The following is a 17,364-nucleotide window of genomic DNA, read 5'->3' on the forward strand; positions in this document are numbered from 1 at the left end:
CGCTTGGATTAAAGTTTTTCCAGCAAATCAGACTTGGTCAAATTGAAGTTGCTATCAACCCAAAGCTCTTCAAGCTCTTTCAGCTTTGCACCCATTTCTTTGCCAACTTCTATCCCACGCGCAATCAAGTCTTTCCCTGATAAAGGAAATTCAGGTTCTGACCAATTGTTCGCGCGTTTTAATAACTTTGAAAAGCCAGCTGATTCTATCATCGCAGCATCATCGGCTTCCGCGCGAGCCCTTGCGCTGATTAACGACAGGTTCAGCACATCTTTAATACCCGAATGAGAGCCGCGATAAATCATGCGATCCAATGCAGTTTCTGCCATGTCATGCGCAATTTTAGGTGTATTCGCCCAATGCTTTAATCGATCACGCTCTGCACCTGACATTTTCAATCTCCCTGCCATTTCCACAATTCGGTCCGGATCAGGTGGAATAATTGATTCTAATACCAGCAATGGGTCGCTATCCCAATCCATTGCTGATTGCGTTTCAATGAGTGGCCCAATGCTATCTATTCCCCATTTCTCAGTTTCAGGGAAAATCGCTGTAAGAACACCCGTTGTGCGCATCCACAATAATGCCCGCGAGGGGTCATTTGCGCCAAAAAGCAAACGCATTTCTTTCCAAATACGCTCAGCCGATAACTGAGATAAATTTGAAACCGCACGGGCGCTGGCCTTTAAACCTTCGGCATCCGGACGGCCTTTGCCATATTGCGCGAAGAATCTAAAAAAGCGAAGCACGCGCAAATAATCTTCTTTAATGCGCTGTTCGGCATTGCCGATAAATCTAACATTTGCACTTTCAATATCTGAAAGTCCGCCAACCAGATCAATCACATCTCCATTGATATCAGCATATAGGCCATTGATAGTAAGATCGCGCCTATCTGCATCTTTTTGCCAATCCGTTCCAAAGCGAACCTCTGCATGGCGACCGTCTGTCTGAATATCTTCTCTTAAAGTTGTCACTTCAAAAGTCGCACCCTTATGAACAATCGTGATCGTTCCATGCTCAATGCCAGTGGGGATAGCCTTCATGCCCGCAGTTTCTGCACGTTCTATAACATCCAGTGGCAATAAAGTTGTGGCGATATCAACATCAGCAACATTATGCCCCATGAGAGAATTACGAACTGCACCACCTGCAATGCGCGCTTCACCATCATCAGCGTTTAACAATGCAAATACTTGTTGAAAATGCTTATCCTGAAACCAAGTTTGATCTTTAACAGAATGTGAAACGCTCATGCGTATAGCCTTTCATATAGCGTACGAATAATGCCCGCTGTCACACCCCATATTCGGTGTTCAGGATGTTTTATTGTATAATAATATCGCCGTTTGTTTTGCCAGATTAAACTATCGCGAATATGATTTTCCGAGTTCATCAAATCCATCAACGGCACTTCAAAAATCTGATCAACCTCATCAGGACTTGCCTGCAATTGATATCCCGGCTTCACAAGCGCTAAAACAGGGGTAATTGAAAAGCCGGTCAACGAGCGATAGATCGGCAATTGCCCTACTGGTTCAATATAGCTTGCATCAAGCCCTATTTCTTCTTCAGCTTCGCGCATGGCAGCATGTTCTGGCGAAGCATCATCGGCATCAATTGCTCCTCCGGCAAAAGCCACCTGGCCCGAATGCTTTCGCAGTTTCGCAGTACGAACGGTTAGAATAACCCGCGCGACATCGTCATCCGCAATAACAGGAAATAAAACAGCTGCTGGACGGAGCTTGAGTTTTTGCAATTCCTCCGACAAATCGGGATTTAGCCGATGATCGCCATGCGTTTCAGACAACGCAATCGGATCATGCTTTAAAATCTCATGATGATCCGCCTTTGAAAGATCGGCAAATTCCTGCGCAGAATAGTTTTTAGTCATCTTGGCAAAATTATTCATTACGATTGTGCATTCAATTCTGCCATTGTCATAATGGGATAGACTTGGCCGTTAGATTTAACTGCGAACATAGCTTCGCCGTCAATTTCAACCTCTTCTCCCAAGTCAACAAGATCATACATTGTCGCCCGATTGACCAATGCTTCAAGGCGCCCACGAACATGAAAATAGGGCTTTAGCTCTGCGTCTTTTCCGGCGATATCAAACCTCAAAGGATTGTCTTTTCCAATTTCAATTAATTCGCCGACATTGGTTCGGAATGTCAGCACTTGTCCGTTATCATTTTCACTGACGTGCATTTCAACCGCTAAAAAATGCGCGTCGACCACTCTGATTCGGACCTTTTCGACGGGCGTAACAAGATAGGTTTCACCATCGTCATCCTTTCGCAACACGGATGAAAACAAACGAACAAGCGATTTCCGCCCCATGGGTGTCCCCATATAAAACCATGTTCCATCACGACGAATTTCCATATCCAAATCACCGCAAAACGGGGGATTCCAAGCATCGACCGGCGGCAAACCACCACCCGTAGAATTACGATCTTCCATGGCTCTGCGAACCATTTCTGCAAGTCCGCTTGTATCTGTTGAATGTGTTAAGCTGTTATTTGTCATTATTCTGTCCAAAAAGCACTAGATAACGAAATAGTGCATCATTGCCCTCTTGTCAGCCATCTGTAAGAGAATAAGCTACGTAAAACAAATCAGTTATGAATTTTAATCAGCATTGAAAGTAGATCGTAACATGGGAAGTAACAAAAGCATCGACAAGGGATTAAGCGAAAAAGAAATTGTAAAACGAGCCGACATGGCGCTTGAGCAATTGGCAAACGTACGCACCGAAGTTGGTCAGGTTATCTTTGGACAGGAATCTGTTGTTGAGCGCACGATCGTTTCCGTTCTTTCCGGTGGCCATGTTTTGCTTGTTGGCGCACCAGGACTTGCGAAAACCAAATTGGTTGAAACACTCGGCACTGTGTTGGGGATTACATCGAGCCGCATACAATTCACGCCAGATTTGATGCCAGCTGATATTTTAGGCTCTGAGATCTTAGACGAAGATCAAAAAGGTAATCGCAAGTTTAAGTTCATCCCGGGTCCGATCTTCACGCAGTTACTCATGGCTGATGAGATCAACCGCGCATCTCCACGCACCCAATCTGCACTTTTACAAGCCATGCAAGAACACCATGTAACCGTTGCAGGACAACGCCATGATATGCCAAAGCCGTTTCATGTGCTTGCAACACAAAACCCATTGGAGCAAGAAGGAACATATCCGTTACCTGAAGCGCAGCTTGATCGATTTTTAATGCAAGTTGATGTGCCTTATCCGTCTGATGATGCAGAAAAACGCATTTTGCTCGAAACAACGGGTAGAGATGAAAACACAGCGAAAAGCGTGCTCGACACTAAATCACTCATTGAAATCCAAGAGCTCGTTCGCACCATGCCAGTGAGCGATAAGGTTGTGGATGCGATCCTTGAATTAGTTCGATCCGCCCGACCAGGACATGGTAATGATGTCGTTGACAATGCTGTATCCTGGGGGCCCGGCCCACGCGCAGGCCAAGCGATGATGTTATGTGCCCGCGCACGCGCCCTTTATGACGGGCGTCTTGCACCATCAATTGACGATGTGGCCGAACTTGCGCAACCAGTTTTACAACACCGAATGGCATTAAGCTTTACAGCACGTGCTGAAGGCACAAAAGTACAAGATGTTATTGAAACCTTAGTTGGCAGAATTAAGGGATAAGAATGTCACCAATTGGCCAGATATCAGATATAGCAGATCAAACGGACACACTTGCACGTGGTCGACTACGGGCTGCTTTAATCCCTGATTGTTTGGTTGAAGCTCGGCGCGTAGCCAATATTGTTATTGCTGGATGGCATGGACGCAGAAAACGCGGTACTGGTGATAACTTTTGGCAGTTTAGACAGTTTACTCAAGGTGAGAGTGTCTCCAACATTGATTGGCGCAAATCAGCACGTGATGATCAGCTTTATGTTCGCGACAAAGAATGGGAAACGGCACATACCGTTTGGCTCTGGGCGGATTTATCGCCGTCTATGCAGTTTCAATCGGAAATGAGCGATGTCTCCAAGGAAAGTCGATCTCTGGTTATTTTGTTTGCTTTGGCTGAGATATTATCAAGATCGGGAGAGCGTATCGGAATTCCAGGCGTAATGGATCCCATTCTTGCTCGAAATGGCGCTGAACGGTTGGCTCAAATTCTTACCCATAGCCGCGCGCAGGGGTTTAAAAACTCCATGCCTGATCTTTCAAATGTCAAACGCTTGAGCGATATCATCGTGATCAGCGATTTTCTTGGCGATGGCGAGGAAATCATTTCACAAGTCGCACCCGTTGCTCAACGGGGTACGCGCGGACATCTCATTGAAGTAAGCGATCCCACTGAAGAGATTTTTCCTTATACTGGTCGCATTGAATTTACCGATCCTGAAACAAATGCAAGGCTGGTTGCTGGCAAAGCCTCGACCATCGCAGAAGACTATTCAATTGCATATAAGAACCGCAGAACCGCATTATCAGATGAAATTAGGCGAATGGGTTGGAGTTATACCCACCATAGAACTGATCGCGCCGCATCAGAAGCGCTAGCCTCCGTACATGGATTTTTATCCGGTCTTGGCACTTCTTCAAATGGAGGTGCCCGGTAATGAGCGCAATTCCATTTGCATTTGGATTTCCGATTGCGCTCTTTGCGCTGGCGCTTCTTCCGGTGATCTGGTGGTTAAACCGTCTAACACCACCCAAGCCCACACAAGAGCCTTTTGCCCCGTTTGAGATTTTAGCGAAAGTTTTAAAGAAGGAAGATACGCCAGCAAAAAGCCCATGGTGGCTAACCTTGCTAAGAGTATTGTTGGCTGCAATTATTATCATTGCGCTTGCGGAACCCATTTTGAACCCGCGTGAAGAACGTCTCGTCGCACAGGGGCCGGTCCTCATCATCGTGGATAATAGCTGGGCAAGCGCACCGGATTGGCAACAATATCAAGATACGGCAAATGCGATATTGGACGAAGCTGAAAACAATGATCTTCCGGTCATAATAACTCAGTCCACCTCGCCGCAAAATGATTTAACTTTGGGAACAGCTGATCAAGCCAGACAAGTGTTTGCAAGTTTTGAACCTATTCCTATGCAACCTTATCAAAATGATATCGTTGCTTCGATTGAAACTGCACTTTCCGGGCGCCAGATAGATACAGCTATCGTATTAACCCAGAACGTTGATGCGCAAAACACTAGTGCATTTTATGAAAGTCTTTTGCAGCTCAACCCAAACAGGCTCGAGATCATTTCGCCAGATAATTCAAATCTAGTTGGTATCACATCTGCAAAAAATGAATCGACTTTCGTGACTGTGGATTTAACGCGCTTATCAACTCAAACTGACATGAGCTACAACATTACGGGTTACGACATTCAATCGCGACCAATAGTAAACGGAAGTGTTGAGTTCAAATCAGGGGAACAAAGCAAAACGGCTGATCTCGCTGCTCCTTTTGAACTTTTAAATGATGTCGTACGTTTATCAGTGGAGAGCAACAAGCACGCCGCTGGAAGCTTTTTATTAGATGATCGCTTTCAGCGCCGAAAACTGGCTTTGTTTTCTGGTGAAACACAAGACCTCATCAACCCGCTGCTAACCCCTTCACATTATATCCAGCGCGCTGCACAACCATTTGCCGACTTCATCGATGTTACCAATGCTGATCTGACAACTGGTTTTTCAACATTGATCGAACAAGGACCTTCCGCTTTGATTTTATCCGACATTGGCAGTTTGGATGCAGATGTTGAAACAGAGTTGCTTCAGTGGATCGAAAATGGCGGTACTTTGATCAGATTTGCCGGTGCAGGCCTTGCCGCCATTTCCAATGCGCAAATCGGAGATGATCCATTATTGCCAGTCCGTTTGCGCAGCGGAGAGCGACAATTTGGCGGCTCACTCACCTGGGCAGAACCTAAGTCCTTGGCACCGTTTACACAGTCCAGCCCATTTTTTGGCATCCAACTTTCAAATGATATCGTCGTTAAGCGCCAGGTTTTGGCGGAACCAAGTTTAGATCTTGCAGACAATACTTGGGCAAGTTTAGACGATGGCACACCGCTTGTAACAGCAAAATCGCTGGGTTCAGGCCGCATTGTGTTATTTCATATCAGCGCTGAAACCACCTGGTCTAACCTACCATTAACAGGTGAATTCGCCGAAATGCTGCGCCGAACTATTGCGCTTTCGCATTCTGCCGCTGCAAATAGCGATGAAAGTTCAGCACAATCAACTCAAACATCATTTTTACCTCCGTTTCGAACAATGACCGCTGAAGGCACGTTAGAAACCGCTGATGGCAGTATAAACCCGCTGGAAATAACTCCCTCTGGTGCCGTGATAGACAATCCGCTCACACGCCCTGGCCTGTTTGGGTCGCAAGATGGGTGGCGCGCGATAAACCTGCTGCAAGAGGATGATGTATTGCAGCCCGCTGCATTACCGGAAGCTGATTTGGAAGTAACGAGTTCAAAAATGACATTAGGGTCTGCATTTGAGTTTAAGTCATGGTTATTATTTATAGCGCTCATTATGCTGATTATTGATGCATTGATCATCATGTTTATGTCCGGTGCCTTTTCTCGATTAAGAATGGCAAGATCCAGCTTATTCGCCGCAAAGGCATCTCTAATTGCAATTGCGACCTTGGGTATGAGCTTATTGGATGTGCAAAACAGTAATGCGCAAGATAGCCAGGTAGGTGACGCAGAAATCATCGAAAAACTTGAATCCACACAATTAGCCTATGTGATTACCGGTGACCGCCAAATCGACCGCATCAGTGAATTGGGTCTTAACGGGCTAAACTTTTATTTAAGAACACGAACCGCGCTTGAACCAAGCCCATCAGTAGGATTAGACATTGAGACCGATGAGCTTTCTTTCCACCCGCTGATTTATTGGCCGATTAGCGAAACGGCACCCATGCCCTCTAAGGCAGCCATGTCCAATATTGAAAATTTCATGAAACGTGGCGGTACAGTTTTGTTTGACACGCGTGATGCAATTTCCAACATTTCGCTCAATGGATCAACGTCCGCAAGAACTCAAAGGTTGCGCCAAATACTTGATGGCCTGATCATACCACCGCTGGAACCTGTTCCTACAGATCATGTTTTAACCAAGACATTTTATTTATTGGACAAATTTCCAGGGCGTTTTTCAGGTGGCGAATTGTGGGTTGAAGCTCTAAATCCTGAAGCAAGTGGGCAAAACCAGTTGGTCAATGGTGGCGATGGTGTTAGCTCTATCATGATTACCAGCAATGACTTTGCCGGCGCTTGGGCCATGGATGCATCTCGCCGTTCAATTTTACCAATGGTTCCGCCAAACGGTCGTCAACGAACGCTTGCATTCCGCTCGGGTGTCAACATCGTCATGTACTTGCTCACCGGAAACTACAAGGCAGATCAAGTGCACCTTCCTGCATTGCTGGAAAGGCTGGGACAGTAAGATGGCGATAACCTTTGCACCTTTGATCCCTATAGCATTACTTGCAATCTGCTTGGCCGTAACTTTGCTCATTTCTGGCATTGCATTTTTTTCAAAACAACGTGGCGCACTATTGCGAACTGTCGCATTTACTCTGGTCTTATTAGCTTTAGCAAATCCCATTTTTACCGATGAAGAACGTGAACCTGTACAAAATATTGTTTCGGTTATCGTCGATAAAAGCCAAAGCCAATCAGCAGAAGATCGTCTTGCACAAACGGACCAAACCTTAGCGTTACTCGAAGAGCAACTTGCAAAGTATAAAAATATCGACGTCCGGGTTCGTGAGGTTGAACATGATAAAAGCGATAATACAGCAACCAATCTGTTTTCAGCACTCAGCAATGAAATTTCTGACATTCCGGCAAATCGTCTTGCAGGTAGCATTTTAATCACGGACGGGCAGGTTCACGATATCCCAGAGAACCTTGAACAAATTGGTATAAACTCACCTATACATAGTCTGATTACAGGGGATGAAGATAAGCTAGACATTCGTGTTGAAATTACCAAAGCACCACGCTTCGGACTTGTGGGAGAGTTTCAGGAGTTAGTCTATCAAGTATTTATAGATGGCAATCGCGCCCTTTACCCCCAAACAGATATTGAAGTTGAGTTGAAGCTTAATGGCGAATTTATCTCAACGGAAATTGCACCGATTGGAACTCAAACATCCGCTTTTGTGGAAATTCCCCGCCGTGGTGAAAACCTAATCGAGCTTTCCGTCACTCCTATTGAGGGCGAAGTGAGCGAGATTAACAATAAGGCCGTTGTGCAAACTGAAGGCATTCGACAAAACCTGCGCGTATTGCTTATTTCAGGTGCGCCACATTCAGGCGAACGTGCTTGGCGCGATCTGCTTAAATCCGACACCTCAATTGATCTGGTGCATTTTACAATCCTCAGACCACCAGATCGCAGTGACGGAACTCCAATTGATGAATTATCCCTCATCGCATTTCCGACACGTGAATTGTTCTTGGAGAAAATTGATGAATTCGATCTCATTATCCTTGATCGTTATCAAAGATTGGGTGTCTTATCGATCTTATATTACGACAATATTGCGCGTTACGTTGAAGACGGAGGCGCATTGCTAATTGCTGCAGGGCCAGAATTTTCTGGCATTCAAAGCATTGCCACAACCCCATTGGCCACAGTCCTTCCCGCGCTTCCAACAGGTCGCACCAATAAAATAGGTTATTATCCGCGTATTTCGGCGGAAGGCGCAAAACATCCTGTAAGCCGTGACCTTCCAGGTAGTGCCGCAGAACCCCCAAACTGGGGCCGCTGGTTTAGATCCATCGAAGTAAACGGCATTGAAGGTGATAATATTCTTGATGGCCCAAACCAGTCGCCCCTATTGGTATTAAATCGCGTGGATCAGGGACGCGTTGCCATGCTATTGTCTGATCACAGCTGGCTTTGGTCCCGCGGTTTTGAAGGCGGTGGTCCACATGTATCACTTTATCGGCGTATTGCGCATTGGCTGATGGGAGAACCTGCTCTTGAAGAAGAAGCCATTTTTGCCACATCAAACGGTGAGAATATTCAAATCACACGGCAGACAATGGCAGATAATATTCAACCCTTAGAACTGATCTCACCATCTGGCGAACGCGGTGAAATCGTCCTCGAACAAACGTCACCGGGTCGATTTGAGCTTGATTTAAGTGCGCAAGAAGCTGGCCTTTATCAGGTGATTGACGGGGAATTATCAACCCTTGTCCATGTTGGGGCAGTTGATGCACCTGAATTTAAACAAGTCATTTCGACTGAGGCGAAACTCGCACCAATCGCAACGCTAAGCAAAGGCATTGTAAAACGTGTATCAAACAATGGGGCAATTGAACTGCCGCAAATCGTCCCGGTTCGCCAGCTCCCTAATAGTTTAAGCACAGCAAACTCTAATCGCATGCTTTTGCGCACATCCAACGAAACTGTACTTATTGGCGTAACGCAATACCCGTTATTGGGAGGGCTGTTAGGCCTCGCCGCATTGCTGATGATATTTTCGCTAACCTGGTATCGGGAAGGTCGTTAATCACAATCCTAATCGCGGAATTTAACGCTGCCGGAGAGCACCTCACTTTCCGACAATTGTTTATTGATCAGGATACGTGAACGATCAACAGGACCAGGGAACATAACGCTTTGAGCATCAAACTGATGAAACCCCTTCGGGCCATAATAGGCATAATCACCCACCAAAATCACCATAGCATCATCAACAGATTGAACTGCAAGCTCGATAAGTTTGCCACCCACACCCTTTGATTTATGAGATGGGCGAACTGCCAGTGGGCCCAGTAAATAAGCCTTCACCTCACCAATCCAAACGGGTGTCATACGCACAGAACCCACAATTAACTCGCCATCCTGACAGATATAAGAATGCTGATAATCATGAGGCCCTTGCTCGCGAATGCGCGCTGCCGCGCGCGCAAAACGTCCCGGGCCAAAAGCTTCTTCATTGATGGCATGAATAACATTGTCGTGCGAAAGATCTTCGTTGAGAAAAGTAAATTGAGAAACAAACATTTTTAAGTCCTGAAATTGCATAGATAAACCGGCCCACTGGATGGGGTAATTGATTTATCGTCGTCGCAATTTCAGTCTTTTAAGCACGGCAAATTCCTTTGTTGGCGCTCGTGTATCAACAATTTTCGAAACAGTCCAACAAAAAGTTACAAAAATTGGCCAATTCGATCGTTGCAAAAATTGCGACAGTTTAGCTCGAAATTGATATCTTGTTTATTTCCGCCAAATCTTCATATTCCAAGCAGATTAAAAAGGAGATCGTTATGGGTATGCTAGTTGACGGAAAATGGCACGATGTTTGGTATGATACGAAAGCCAGCGGTGGTCACTTCAAACGAAAAGACGCTGCATTTCGTAACTGGATTACCAAAGACGGGAAAGCCGGACCGAGCGGCAAAGATGGATTTAAAGCTGAAATAAACCGTTACCATTTATACATCTCTTATGCTTGTCCGTGGGCACATCGAACACTGATCTTTAGAATGCTCAAAGGCCTTGAAGATATTATTGATGTTTCAGTTGTTGATCACTTTATGGGAGCAAACGGCTGGGAATTTCATGATCGCGATGGCGGTACGATTGATCACCTACACGGTTCTGAATACATGCACGAAGTCTATACCAAGGCTATGAGTGATTATACTGGACGCGTGACCGTGCCTGTGCTTTGGGACAAACACAACAATACAATTGTCTCAAACGAATCGTCTGAGATTATTCGCATGTTCAATAGTGAATTTGCTGAGATGAGTTCATCCGATCACGACTATTACCCAGAGCATTTGCGTAAAGAGATCGATGAAATCAACGCGATCATTTACCACAATGTGAATAACGGTGTTTATAAGTGCGGCTTTGCCACGACCCAAGAAGCCTATAACGAAAACTATGACAAGCTCTTTGCAACGCTTGATATGTTAGATGACAGATTAGCCAACCAGCGTTATTTAGTTGGCAATCAAATTACAGAAGCAGATTGGCGTTTGTTTACGACCTTAGTGCGCTTTGATGCAGTTTATGTCAGCCATTTTAAGTGCAACAAAAAACGCATCGCGGACTACAAAAACCTTGCAGGTTATCTGCGTGAATTATACCAAATTGATGGGATCTCTGACACGGTTAACATGTTACACATCAAGCACCATTATTTTGCCAGCCATGAAACCATCAACCCAACTAGAATTGTGCCAAACGGGCCTGAACTTGATTTAGATAGCCCACATGGACGCGATCATTTGAGTTAGAAATTACCACCTATCAGCAAACCCATTGCCAGCGGCAATTTCATCAATTCGCCGCTGGGTCGCTTTTGTTATTCCATCGGGCAATGCTGCTAAGTCAAAAAAGCCGGATTCCGCAATTTCATGATCATTTTGCTTTGCTTCTGATTGTATAACTTGGCATTTGTAAAATAAAACATGATCGCGATTGGTAGCATTGGTGTTGAAAAAGACAGCCAAAAGTTCTGCTTGTCCTTGTACAAAAAGGTTTCCCTCTTCTTGTAGTTCCTTGTGCACCGCCTCTAAAGCAGCTTCACCACGTTCAATTCCGCCACCAGGTAAATGCCAACCATTTACATAGGTATGCCGCACCAAAAAAATACGTCCCTTGTCATCAAATGCTGCAACACGCACACCCATGGTCATAGAGCGAGTAAGCCAAAACCAGGTGTGAAAGACCTTATTTCGCAGTTTTTCTAATAAAGATTTTTGCATATTTCCTTGCCCGATTTCTTTGCAAAGGCTATCAGATCAAGCATGTTTCGTCTCGCTCATATTTCCGACCTTCATTTAAGTCCTTTACCCCAGGTTCGATTACGAGAACTTTTCTCAAAGCGTATTACCGGTTACATAAACTGGAACAGGCACCGCAAAGCATTTCATCAGATCGGTGTTTTAGATACCCTCATGTCCGAGATTAATAACAAAGGCATTGATCATCTAGCGATAACCGGTGACATGGTTAATCTTGCTACCAACCCGGAAATCCTAGCGGCGAAAAAATGGCTTGAGCTCAATTGTCCCGCTGATAGCACAAGCTTGGTCCCCGGAAATCACGATGCGTATGTTCCGGGCGCATTCAAACAAGCCATGCAGGCTTGGAAGCCCTGGGTCACTGGCGATAGCAAAGAAGCAGTCGATGTTTTTCCCTATATGCAAACCAGAGGCCCTTTGGCAATTATAGGATTATCCACCTCAAACGCGACCATGCCGTTTCGTGCAACGGGTAATTTCTCAAAACAACAAGCTGATAAAGCCGTTGAACTGCTCACAAAAGCAAAACGGCAAGACCTCTTTCGCGTTATTCTCATTCACCACCCACCATATGAAGGCGCGACCCATCGTATGAAGCGCATGTATGGTACGAAAAATTTTCGCCAAATGCTGGATAAAGCTGGCGCGGAATTGATTCTCCACGGCCACACACATCTAAATACTCAATTTGATATCATAACCAATCAGGGCAAAGTGCCAACATTTGGTATTTCCTCAGCAACGCAAATCCATGGTGATAAAAAACCTGTCGCAGGGTTTAATCTGTTTGATATTTCTAAAATCGGTAATGCTTGGCAATGCGAACACGCACGCTTTTTATTAGACAAATCAATGCAACAGGTGCAATGCGTTATGAAATCAAAGCTTTATTAGCCAAATTTGATTAAAACGACTGCAAGAAGTTTGCTAATTCTTCGCGATAGTTAAATGTCAAAGCAAGGCCTAACAACCCACCTAGAATGAACCAAGTCGCACCAATAGCAAATGAACTGGATGACGGTTCACGCTTTTCAGCAATGAGCGGCTCAGCTGCGTCTTTGTTATCATTTAAAGTATCAGGTTCAGCACCCAAATTCTCATTTGTCATGCGTGCATAATAGTCTTTAAAGGCTTCCATATCACCTTCAAGAAGCTTTTCACGTTCAATCACACGGTCGGCAATATAATTGGTGACATATGCATAAACCTCATCAATGTCACCACTCTCAACCAGCACAACACGCCCCAAACGACTGTCGCGGACAAAGCGATAAGTTCGTCTATCACGCCCCATATGCACATGTGCAACACTATCAATCCAAATGCGCGGCTGCGCACCTGAAGAGATATTAAAGTCAAAGCGATCATCTTCTTTGTCGACATCGTCAAAGATTGGTTCAAGCTTTTCAGCCAAAAGTTCTAATCTGGCTTTATCAGCTTCTTTCATATCTATAACAACGTCCTGCCGTTCGGCAGATGTTACCCGCGCTTTGCGCACGACATCAGAAAGGCGATTATTATTCTGGGCGTTGTCTTTCTTCTCAGACATGATGCTATATCCAATATTTTATGGTTAATATTAAATTAGCACATAAAACATCGGGTGGCGAGAACGATCGTCCCGCCACACAATAAATCCAATTGTTTTTGAAAACCTGTTACTTATTTACAAGAAAACGGTTCGCTGCTGACAAAATTGCAACCAATGATGCCGCGGAAATATTGGTATGAATACCAGCACCATGCAGCTTTTGGCTATCGCTTTCAATCTCCATGTAACAAATCGCAGAGGCGTTTGAGCCGTGTTGCAATGAATGCTCAGAGTAATTGGCAACGGTCATATCCATATCAAGATAATTTGAAAGTGCGTTGATAAAGCTATCAACTGGTCCGGTACCTTTTCCTTCAATCTCAACTTCTTTGCCATTATCGGAAATCTTGGCCTTGATAAGACGCAAATCGGAATTGTCTGGATCGGTAAATGTCGTGTGGTCGATAAATTTTAACCGACCATCTTTTTGATTAACATAAACGTCCATAAATCGCTCATAAATACGCGCGGCAGGAAGTTCCACACCTTCTTCATCGGTGATCTTTTGAATTTCACCGCGGAATTCAACTTGCAGCGCACGCGGCAATATCAAACCATAATCTTCCTGCAGGATATAAGCGATACCACCCTTGCCTGATTGAGAATTAATTCGGATGATCGCTTCATAAGTCCGGCCCACATCCTGCGGATCGATCGGCAAATATGGCACTTCCCATTCAGGGCTATTGGCCTTTTTGATCGACTTCATACCCTTGTTAATCGCATCCTGGTGAGAACCAGAAAACGCTGTGTAAACCAATTCACCAACGTAAGGATGGCGCTCGGGAATTTTCATCTGATTGGAATATTCATAAACATTTTTAATGCGTTCAATGTCTGTACAATCAAGCTTTGGGTCCACCCCTTGGGTAAACATGTTCAACGCTAATGTAACAACATCAACATTACCCGTGCGCTCTCCATTACCAAACAATGTACCTTCAACGCGATCGGCACCCGCCAACAATCCAAGCTCGGTGGCTGCAATTCCGGTACCGCGATCATTATGTGGGTGAAGCGAGATAATCACACTATCGCGTTGATCAATATTACGGCAGAACCATTCGATCTGGTCAGCATGGATATTTGGCGTCGACATTTCAACTGTCGCAGGCAAGTTAAGGATCAATTTGTTATCCGGTGTCGGCTTGATCTCTTCCACAACTGAATTACAGATGTCTAGAGCGACTTCCAACTCTGTTCCGGTAAAGCTTTCGGGCGAATATTCAAAGCGATAGCCACCACCTGCTTTTTCCGCCATATCGACAATCATTTTTGCAGCATCGACTGCTATCTGACGAATGCCAGCAACATCTTTGTTAAAGACCACACGACGTTGAAGCTCTGATGTTGAATTATAAAAATGGATAATCGGATTTTTAGCTCCATCAAGTGCTTCAAATGTGCGGGTGATTAACTCCGGCCGACATTGCACCAAAACTTGCAATGATACATCTTCCGGCACATTACCTTCTTCAACACACCAGCGCGCAAAATCAAAATCGGTTTGTGAAGCTGAGGGAAACCCAATTTCGATCTCTTTAAAGCCCATATCAAGCAAAAGCTTGAACATCCGCGCTTTACGATCATGGCCCATCGGGTCAACCAACGCCTGATTGCCATCCCTTAGATCAACCGAACACCAGATTGGCGCTTTTGTGATGGTCTTAGAAGGCCAAGTTCGATCAGCGAGTGGCACTTGCCCATATGGCTTATATTTTTCAGCTGCCATAGGCATTCCAACAATGCCGTTATTTGAAGTATTTTGAACCATTTTTCATCTCTTACTTTTCAACATTCACGGATAGCAAACTGCTTATTCAACGCGAACGCTCCCCATATGGGATATTCAATTTAATCTGTAAAGGAATTAAGGAGCTTTTCCGAAACGGCTTCGACCGCCGGACGCTCCTTATAGAGCCCGACGACCGCTTGTAAGTAAGAGAAGGTCTGAATTCATGCGCAACACACCTGCAGACAAATGCAAGGTGTCTTTTAATGAGCCAAAAATTCTGTTGTGTCGGTTTTTCATAATGCGAGAGAATTAACGCGATTTGCGCATTTGTGCAACCCACGAAATTTCGCAAGTGGTTTTAACCATTCGTCTTGTGTGATTATGAACTCTCAGACAACAGATCATCATTCATCAATTCTTCAACAAAATAGCTGATTAATTGCGGACGACCAGACACATCAGCTTTACGATAAATTGCATTTAATTGTGCTTTAACAGTGCCTTCTTTGGTTTCCCGCATTGTTGAGATTTCTTGAATGCCTAAACCTTTGATCGCAAGCAGCGCGACATCTTTTTCAGAACTAGTCAAACCCCACTCCTCAAAAGACTGCATCAGCATGGCGTTAAACTCACCCGACGCTGCACGCAATTTATCTTGCAAACTGCTTGCCTTTTCTCGACTAATCCGCAACTGCCGCCCGGTGATTAGCATGCTTAAGACCATGACAAAGACGATCATGAACTCAAAAATTTCAAAATCAAAACCACCGACTTTATGTGGTAAATTTAAAAATTCCCGTATGACATCAAATACAAAAAATAAGACACATAGTGCCTGCGCAATGAACAATGCTTTCAAGCCACGTCGTGTTTCAAAATACTCTAAATACGGCATGGGCCGGCCTCCACAATCTATGTCGATTTACGCTGCAAAAGTTTTAAAACGAACGACAGCAAATAACGTAGCCCAATGCCCGAACGAATTTCAAATTCTTCATAATGAAAACGTGACTTTGATAGACCCCGTGCCGCCAAACCTTTTTGCAAACTGTTACGCATAATTTCAGGACCACAATAATATGCATCGGCGTCTGATATAGAAAAATCCACTGCATCTGCAATCCGATCGACAGTTAAGCGGCCGCTTGTCTGTGAGCAAACAAGATGGAGATTGAAATTTGGGTTTACATCCAGCGTACGAAGCTCATCTAAATGGACAGCCTCTTGTTCATTGCGAACGCAATAAAACAAATGCACAGGGTGTTTTAATTCGCCAACTTCACTTGCCCATGCAAGGAATGGTGTAATGCCGATACCACCTGCAATCCAGATTTCTGGGCGTCTGTTTTTCCGGCGGAAATGACCATATGCGCGAGATACATTTGCTTTTTGTCCAACCTTAACGGATTTTGCAATATCATGCGTGAAATCACCCAAAGCTTTGATGGTAAAGCGCAAGGTGCCTTCTCCATCCGGCGCCTTTGAAATCGTAAATGGATGCACTTCAGTCTTTTTTGCACCTTTGATATCCAAGAATGCGAACTGCCCTGCTCTGTGAGAAATACCGCGTGATACGGGTTTTAATTCAAGCGAGATCATAGAACCGCTGTTTTGAATACCAGACACTTGATAATCGCGCCCTCCCCTGAGCGGCAGCAACGTATATATGTAAGAGATAATACCCAACACACAGAAGACAAGCATATAGATGCCAAGCGGTGTGACCGGATCAAGTGGCTTCATCAGTAAGATGTAATGTATTGCAGAAAATGTGAAGAACAGCCCCATAAACTTATGCGTCCAAAGCCATAGGTGATATGGAATGAATGTAACAATTGTGATCACCACAAGAATTAAAATACCATAAAGACTTACTTCACCAAGCGTTTCGCCAAGATCCGTTAGAAAGGTTTCGCGCCCCTGCAACTCAGCATCAACTGTGTCATGAATTAAGATCGTAGCAACAGCTAAAATACCAAGCCATTTGTGAATGACATAAATACGGTCCAACCCGCCAAAAATCGGTTCTAATCCGATGATACGCGTAGACAGCATCATCGAAATGCCCATGGCAATAATTGAAACAGATCCAATATATTGGCTAAACATAGCCGATCCGTTGGGACCTGTGATCCAGCCGACATACCAATATAGCGGTATCAAAAGTGCTGCGATAATAAGGACAATTCCAATTGGGCGCATAAAAGTTCCTATATCATATAATTCTTATCGCTCGAACTATTGATAATT

General features: G+C 44.7%; 15 protein-coding genes. 6 read left to right on the forward strand and 9 right to left on the reverse strand.

Features of this window, described 5'->3' with window-relative positions:
* Positions 1 to 8: 8 nt before the first annotated feature.
* From ACZ1GZ_RS15890 to ACZ1GZ_RS15900, 3 genes are read right to left on the reverse strand one after another with little or no spacing between them, the layout of a single operon-like run.
* On the reverse strand, positions 9 to 1,256 hold the full coding sequence (locus ACZ1GZ_RS15890; RefSeq protein ID WP_472665856.1) for a CCA tRNA nucleotidyltransferase: 1,248 nt from the start codon (positions 1,254 to 1,256) through the stop codon (positions 9 to 11).
* Positions 1,253 to 1,912, reverse strand: coding sequence for a CoA pyrophosphatase (locus ACZ1GZ_RS15895; protein ID WP_472665857.1), 660 nt, complete (start codon positions 1,910 to 1,912; stop codon positions 1,253 to 1,255). The genes ACZ1GZ_RS15890 and ACZ1GZ_RS15895 overlap by 4 nt, the downstream gene beginning before the upstream one ends.
* Entirely contained in the window at positions 1,912 to 2,532 is a 621-nt protein-coding gene (locus ACZ1GZ_RS15900; RefSeq protein WP_472665858.1) for a DUF1285 domain-containing protein, read from the reverse strand. Before ACZ1GZ_RS15900 ends, ACZ1GZ_RS15895 begins: the two co-directional genes overlap by 1 nt.
* Before the next feature lie 130 nt (positions 2,533 to 2,662).
* Between ACZ1GZ_RS15900 and ACZ1GZ_RS15905 the strand changes: the two genes are divergently transcribed.
* The 4 genes from ACZ1GZ_RS15905 to ACZ1GZ_RS15920 are packed head-to-tail and all read left to right on the forward strand — an operon-like array spanning position 2,663 to position 9,537.
* Positions 2,663 to 3,676, forward strand: a complete 1,014-nt coding sequence (locus ACZ1GZ_RS15905; protein WP_472665859.1) for an AAA family ATPase — start codon at positions 2,663 to 2,665, stop codon at positions 3,674 to 3,676.
* A gap of 2 nt (positions 3,677 to 3,678) precedes the next feature.
* Entirely contained in the window at positions 3,679 to 4,605 is a 927-nt protein-coding gene (locus ACZ1GZ_RS15910) for a DUF58 domain-containing protein (RefSeq protein ID WP_472665860.1), read from the forward strand.
* Positions 4,605 to 7,454 carry a DUF4159 domain-containing protein gene (locus tag ACZ1GZ_RS15915; protein WP_472665861.1) on the forward strand — a complete coding sequence of 950 codons (2,850 nt, stop codon included), beginning with the start codon at positions 4,605 to 4,607 and terminating at the stop codon, positions 7,452 to 7,454. Before ACZ1GZ_RS15910 ends, ACZ1GZ_RS15915 begins: the two co-directional genes overlap by 1 nt.
* A 1-nt stretch (position 7,455) precedes the next feature.
* Entirely contained in the window at positions 7,456 to 9,537 is a 2,082-nt protein-coding gene (locus ACZ1GZ_RS15920; protein ID WP_472665862.1) for a hypothetical protein, read from the forward strand.
* Positions 9,538 to 9,545: 8 nt separating this feature from the next.
* Here the strand turns inward: ACZ1GZ_RS15920 and ACZ1GZ_RS15925 are convergent, their stop codons facing one another.
* Positions 9,546 to 10,034, reverse strand: coding sequence for a GNAT family N-acetyltransferase (locus ACZ1GZ_RS15925; RefSeq protein WP_472665863.1), 489 nt, complete (start codon positions 10,032 to 10,034; stop codon positions 9,546 to 9,548).
* A 263-nt stretch (positions 10,035 to 10,297) separates the two neighbouring features.
* Here ACZ1GZ_RS15925 and ACZ1GZ_RS15930 point away from each other — a divergent pair, with 263 nt between their 5' ends.
* The gene (locus tag ACZ1GZ_RS15930; protein ID WP_472665864.1) at positions 10,298 to 11,278 is read left to right on the forward strand and encodes a glutathione S-transferase family protein; all 981 of its coding nucleotides are present in this window, start codon (positions 10,298 to 10,300) and stop codon (positions 11,276 to 11,278) included.
* 3 nt (positions 11,279 to 11,281) lie between these two features.
* Here the strand turns inward: ACZ1GZ_RS15930 and ACZ1GZ_RS15935 are convergent, their stop codons facing one another.
* Complete coding sequence (locus tag ACZ1GZ_RS15935) at positions 11,282 to 11,749, reverse strand: NUDIX domain-containing protein (RefSeq protein ID WP_472665865.1); 468 nt, start codon at positions 11,747 to 11,749, stop codon at positions 11,282 to 11,284.
* Positions 11,750 to 11,791: 42 nt separating this feature from the next.
* On the opposite strand from ACZ1GZ_RS15935, the gene ACZ1GZ_RS15940 reads away from it, so the two are divergent.
* Positions 11,792 to 12,682 (forward strand): metallophosphoesterase family protein, encoded by an 891-nt coding sequence (locus ACZ1GZ_RS15940; protein WP_472665866.1) that lies wholly within the window; start codon positions 11,792 to 11,794, stop codon positions 12,680 to 12,682.
* Between the two features lie 10 nt (positions 12,683 to 12,692).
* Here the strand turns inward: ACZ1GZ_RS15940 and ACZ1GZ_RS15945 are convergent, their stop codons facing one another.
* From ACZ1GZ_RS15945 to ACZ1GZ_RS15960, 4 genes are all read right to left on the reverse strand, one after another.
* Positions 12,693 to 13,337, reverse strand: coding sequence for a hypothetical protein (locus ACZ1GZ_RS15945; protein ID WP_472665867.1), 645 nt, complete (start codon positions 13,335 to 13,337; stop codon positions 12,693 to 12,695).
* A gap of 109 nt (positions 13,338 to 13,446) precedes the next feature.
* Complete coding sequence (gene leuA / locus ACZ1GZ_RS15950) at positions 13,447 to 15,153, reverse strand: 2-isopropylmalate synthase (protein WP_472665868.1); 1,707 nt, start codon at positions 15,151 to 15,153, stop codon at positions 13,447 to 13,449.
* Between the two features lie 340 nt (positions 15,154 to 15,493).
* On the reverse strand, positions 15,494 to 16,009 hold the full coding sequence (locus ACZ1GZ_RS15955; protein ID WP_472665869.1) for a helix-turn-helix transcriptional regulator: 516 nt from the start codon (positions 16,007 to 16,009) through the stop codon (positions 15,494 to 15,496).
* Positions 16,010 to 16,026: 17 nt separating this feature from the next.
* The gene (locus tag ACZ1GZ_RS15960) at positions 16,027 to 17,316 is read right to left on the reverse strand and encodes a ferredoxin reductase family protein (RefSeq protein WP_472665870.1); all 1,290 of its coding nucleotides are present in this window, start codon (positions 17,314 to 17,316) and stop codon (positions 16,027 to 16,029) included.
* Between the last annotated feature and the right edge of the window lie 48 nt (positions 17,317 to 17,364).

The sequence above is a fragment of the Lentilitoribacter sp. JB5-8 genome, assembly GCF_055693385.1.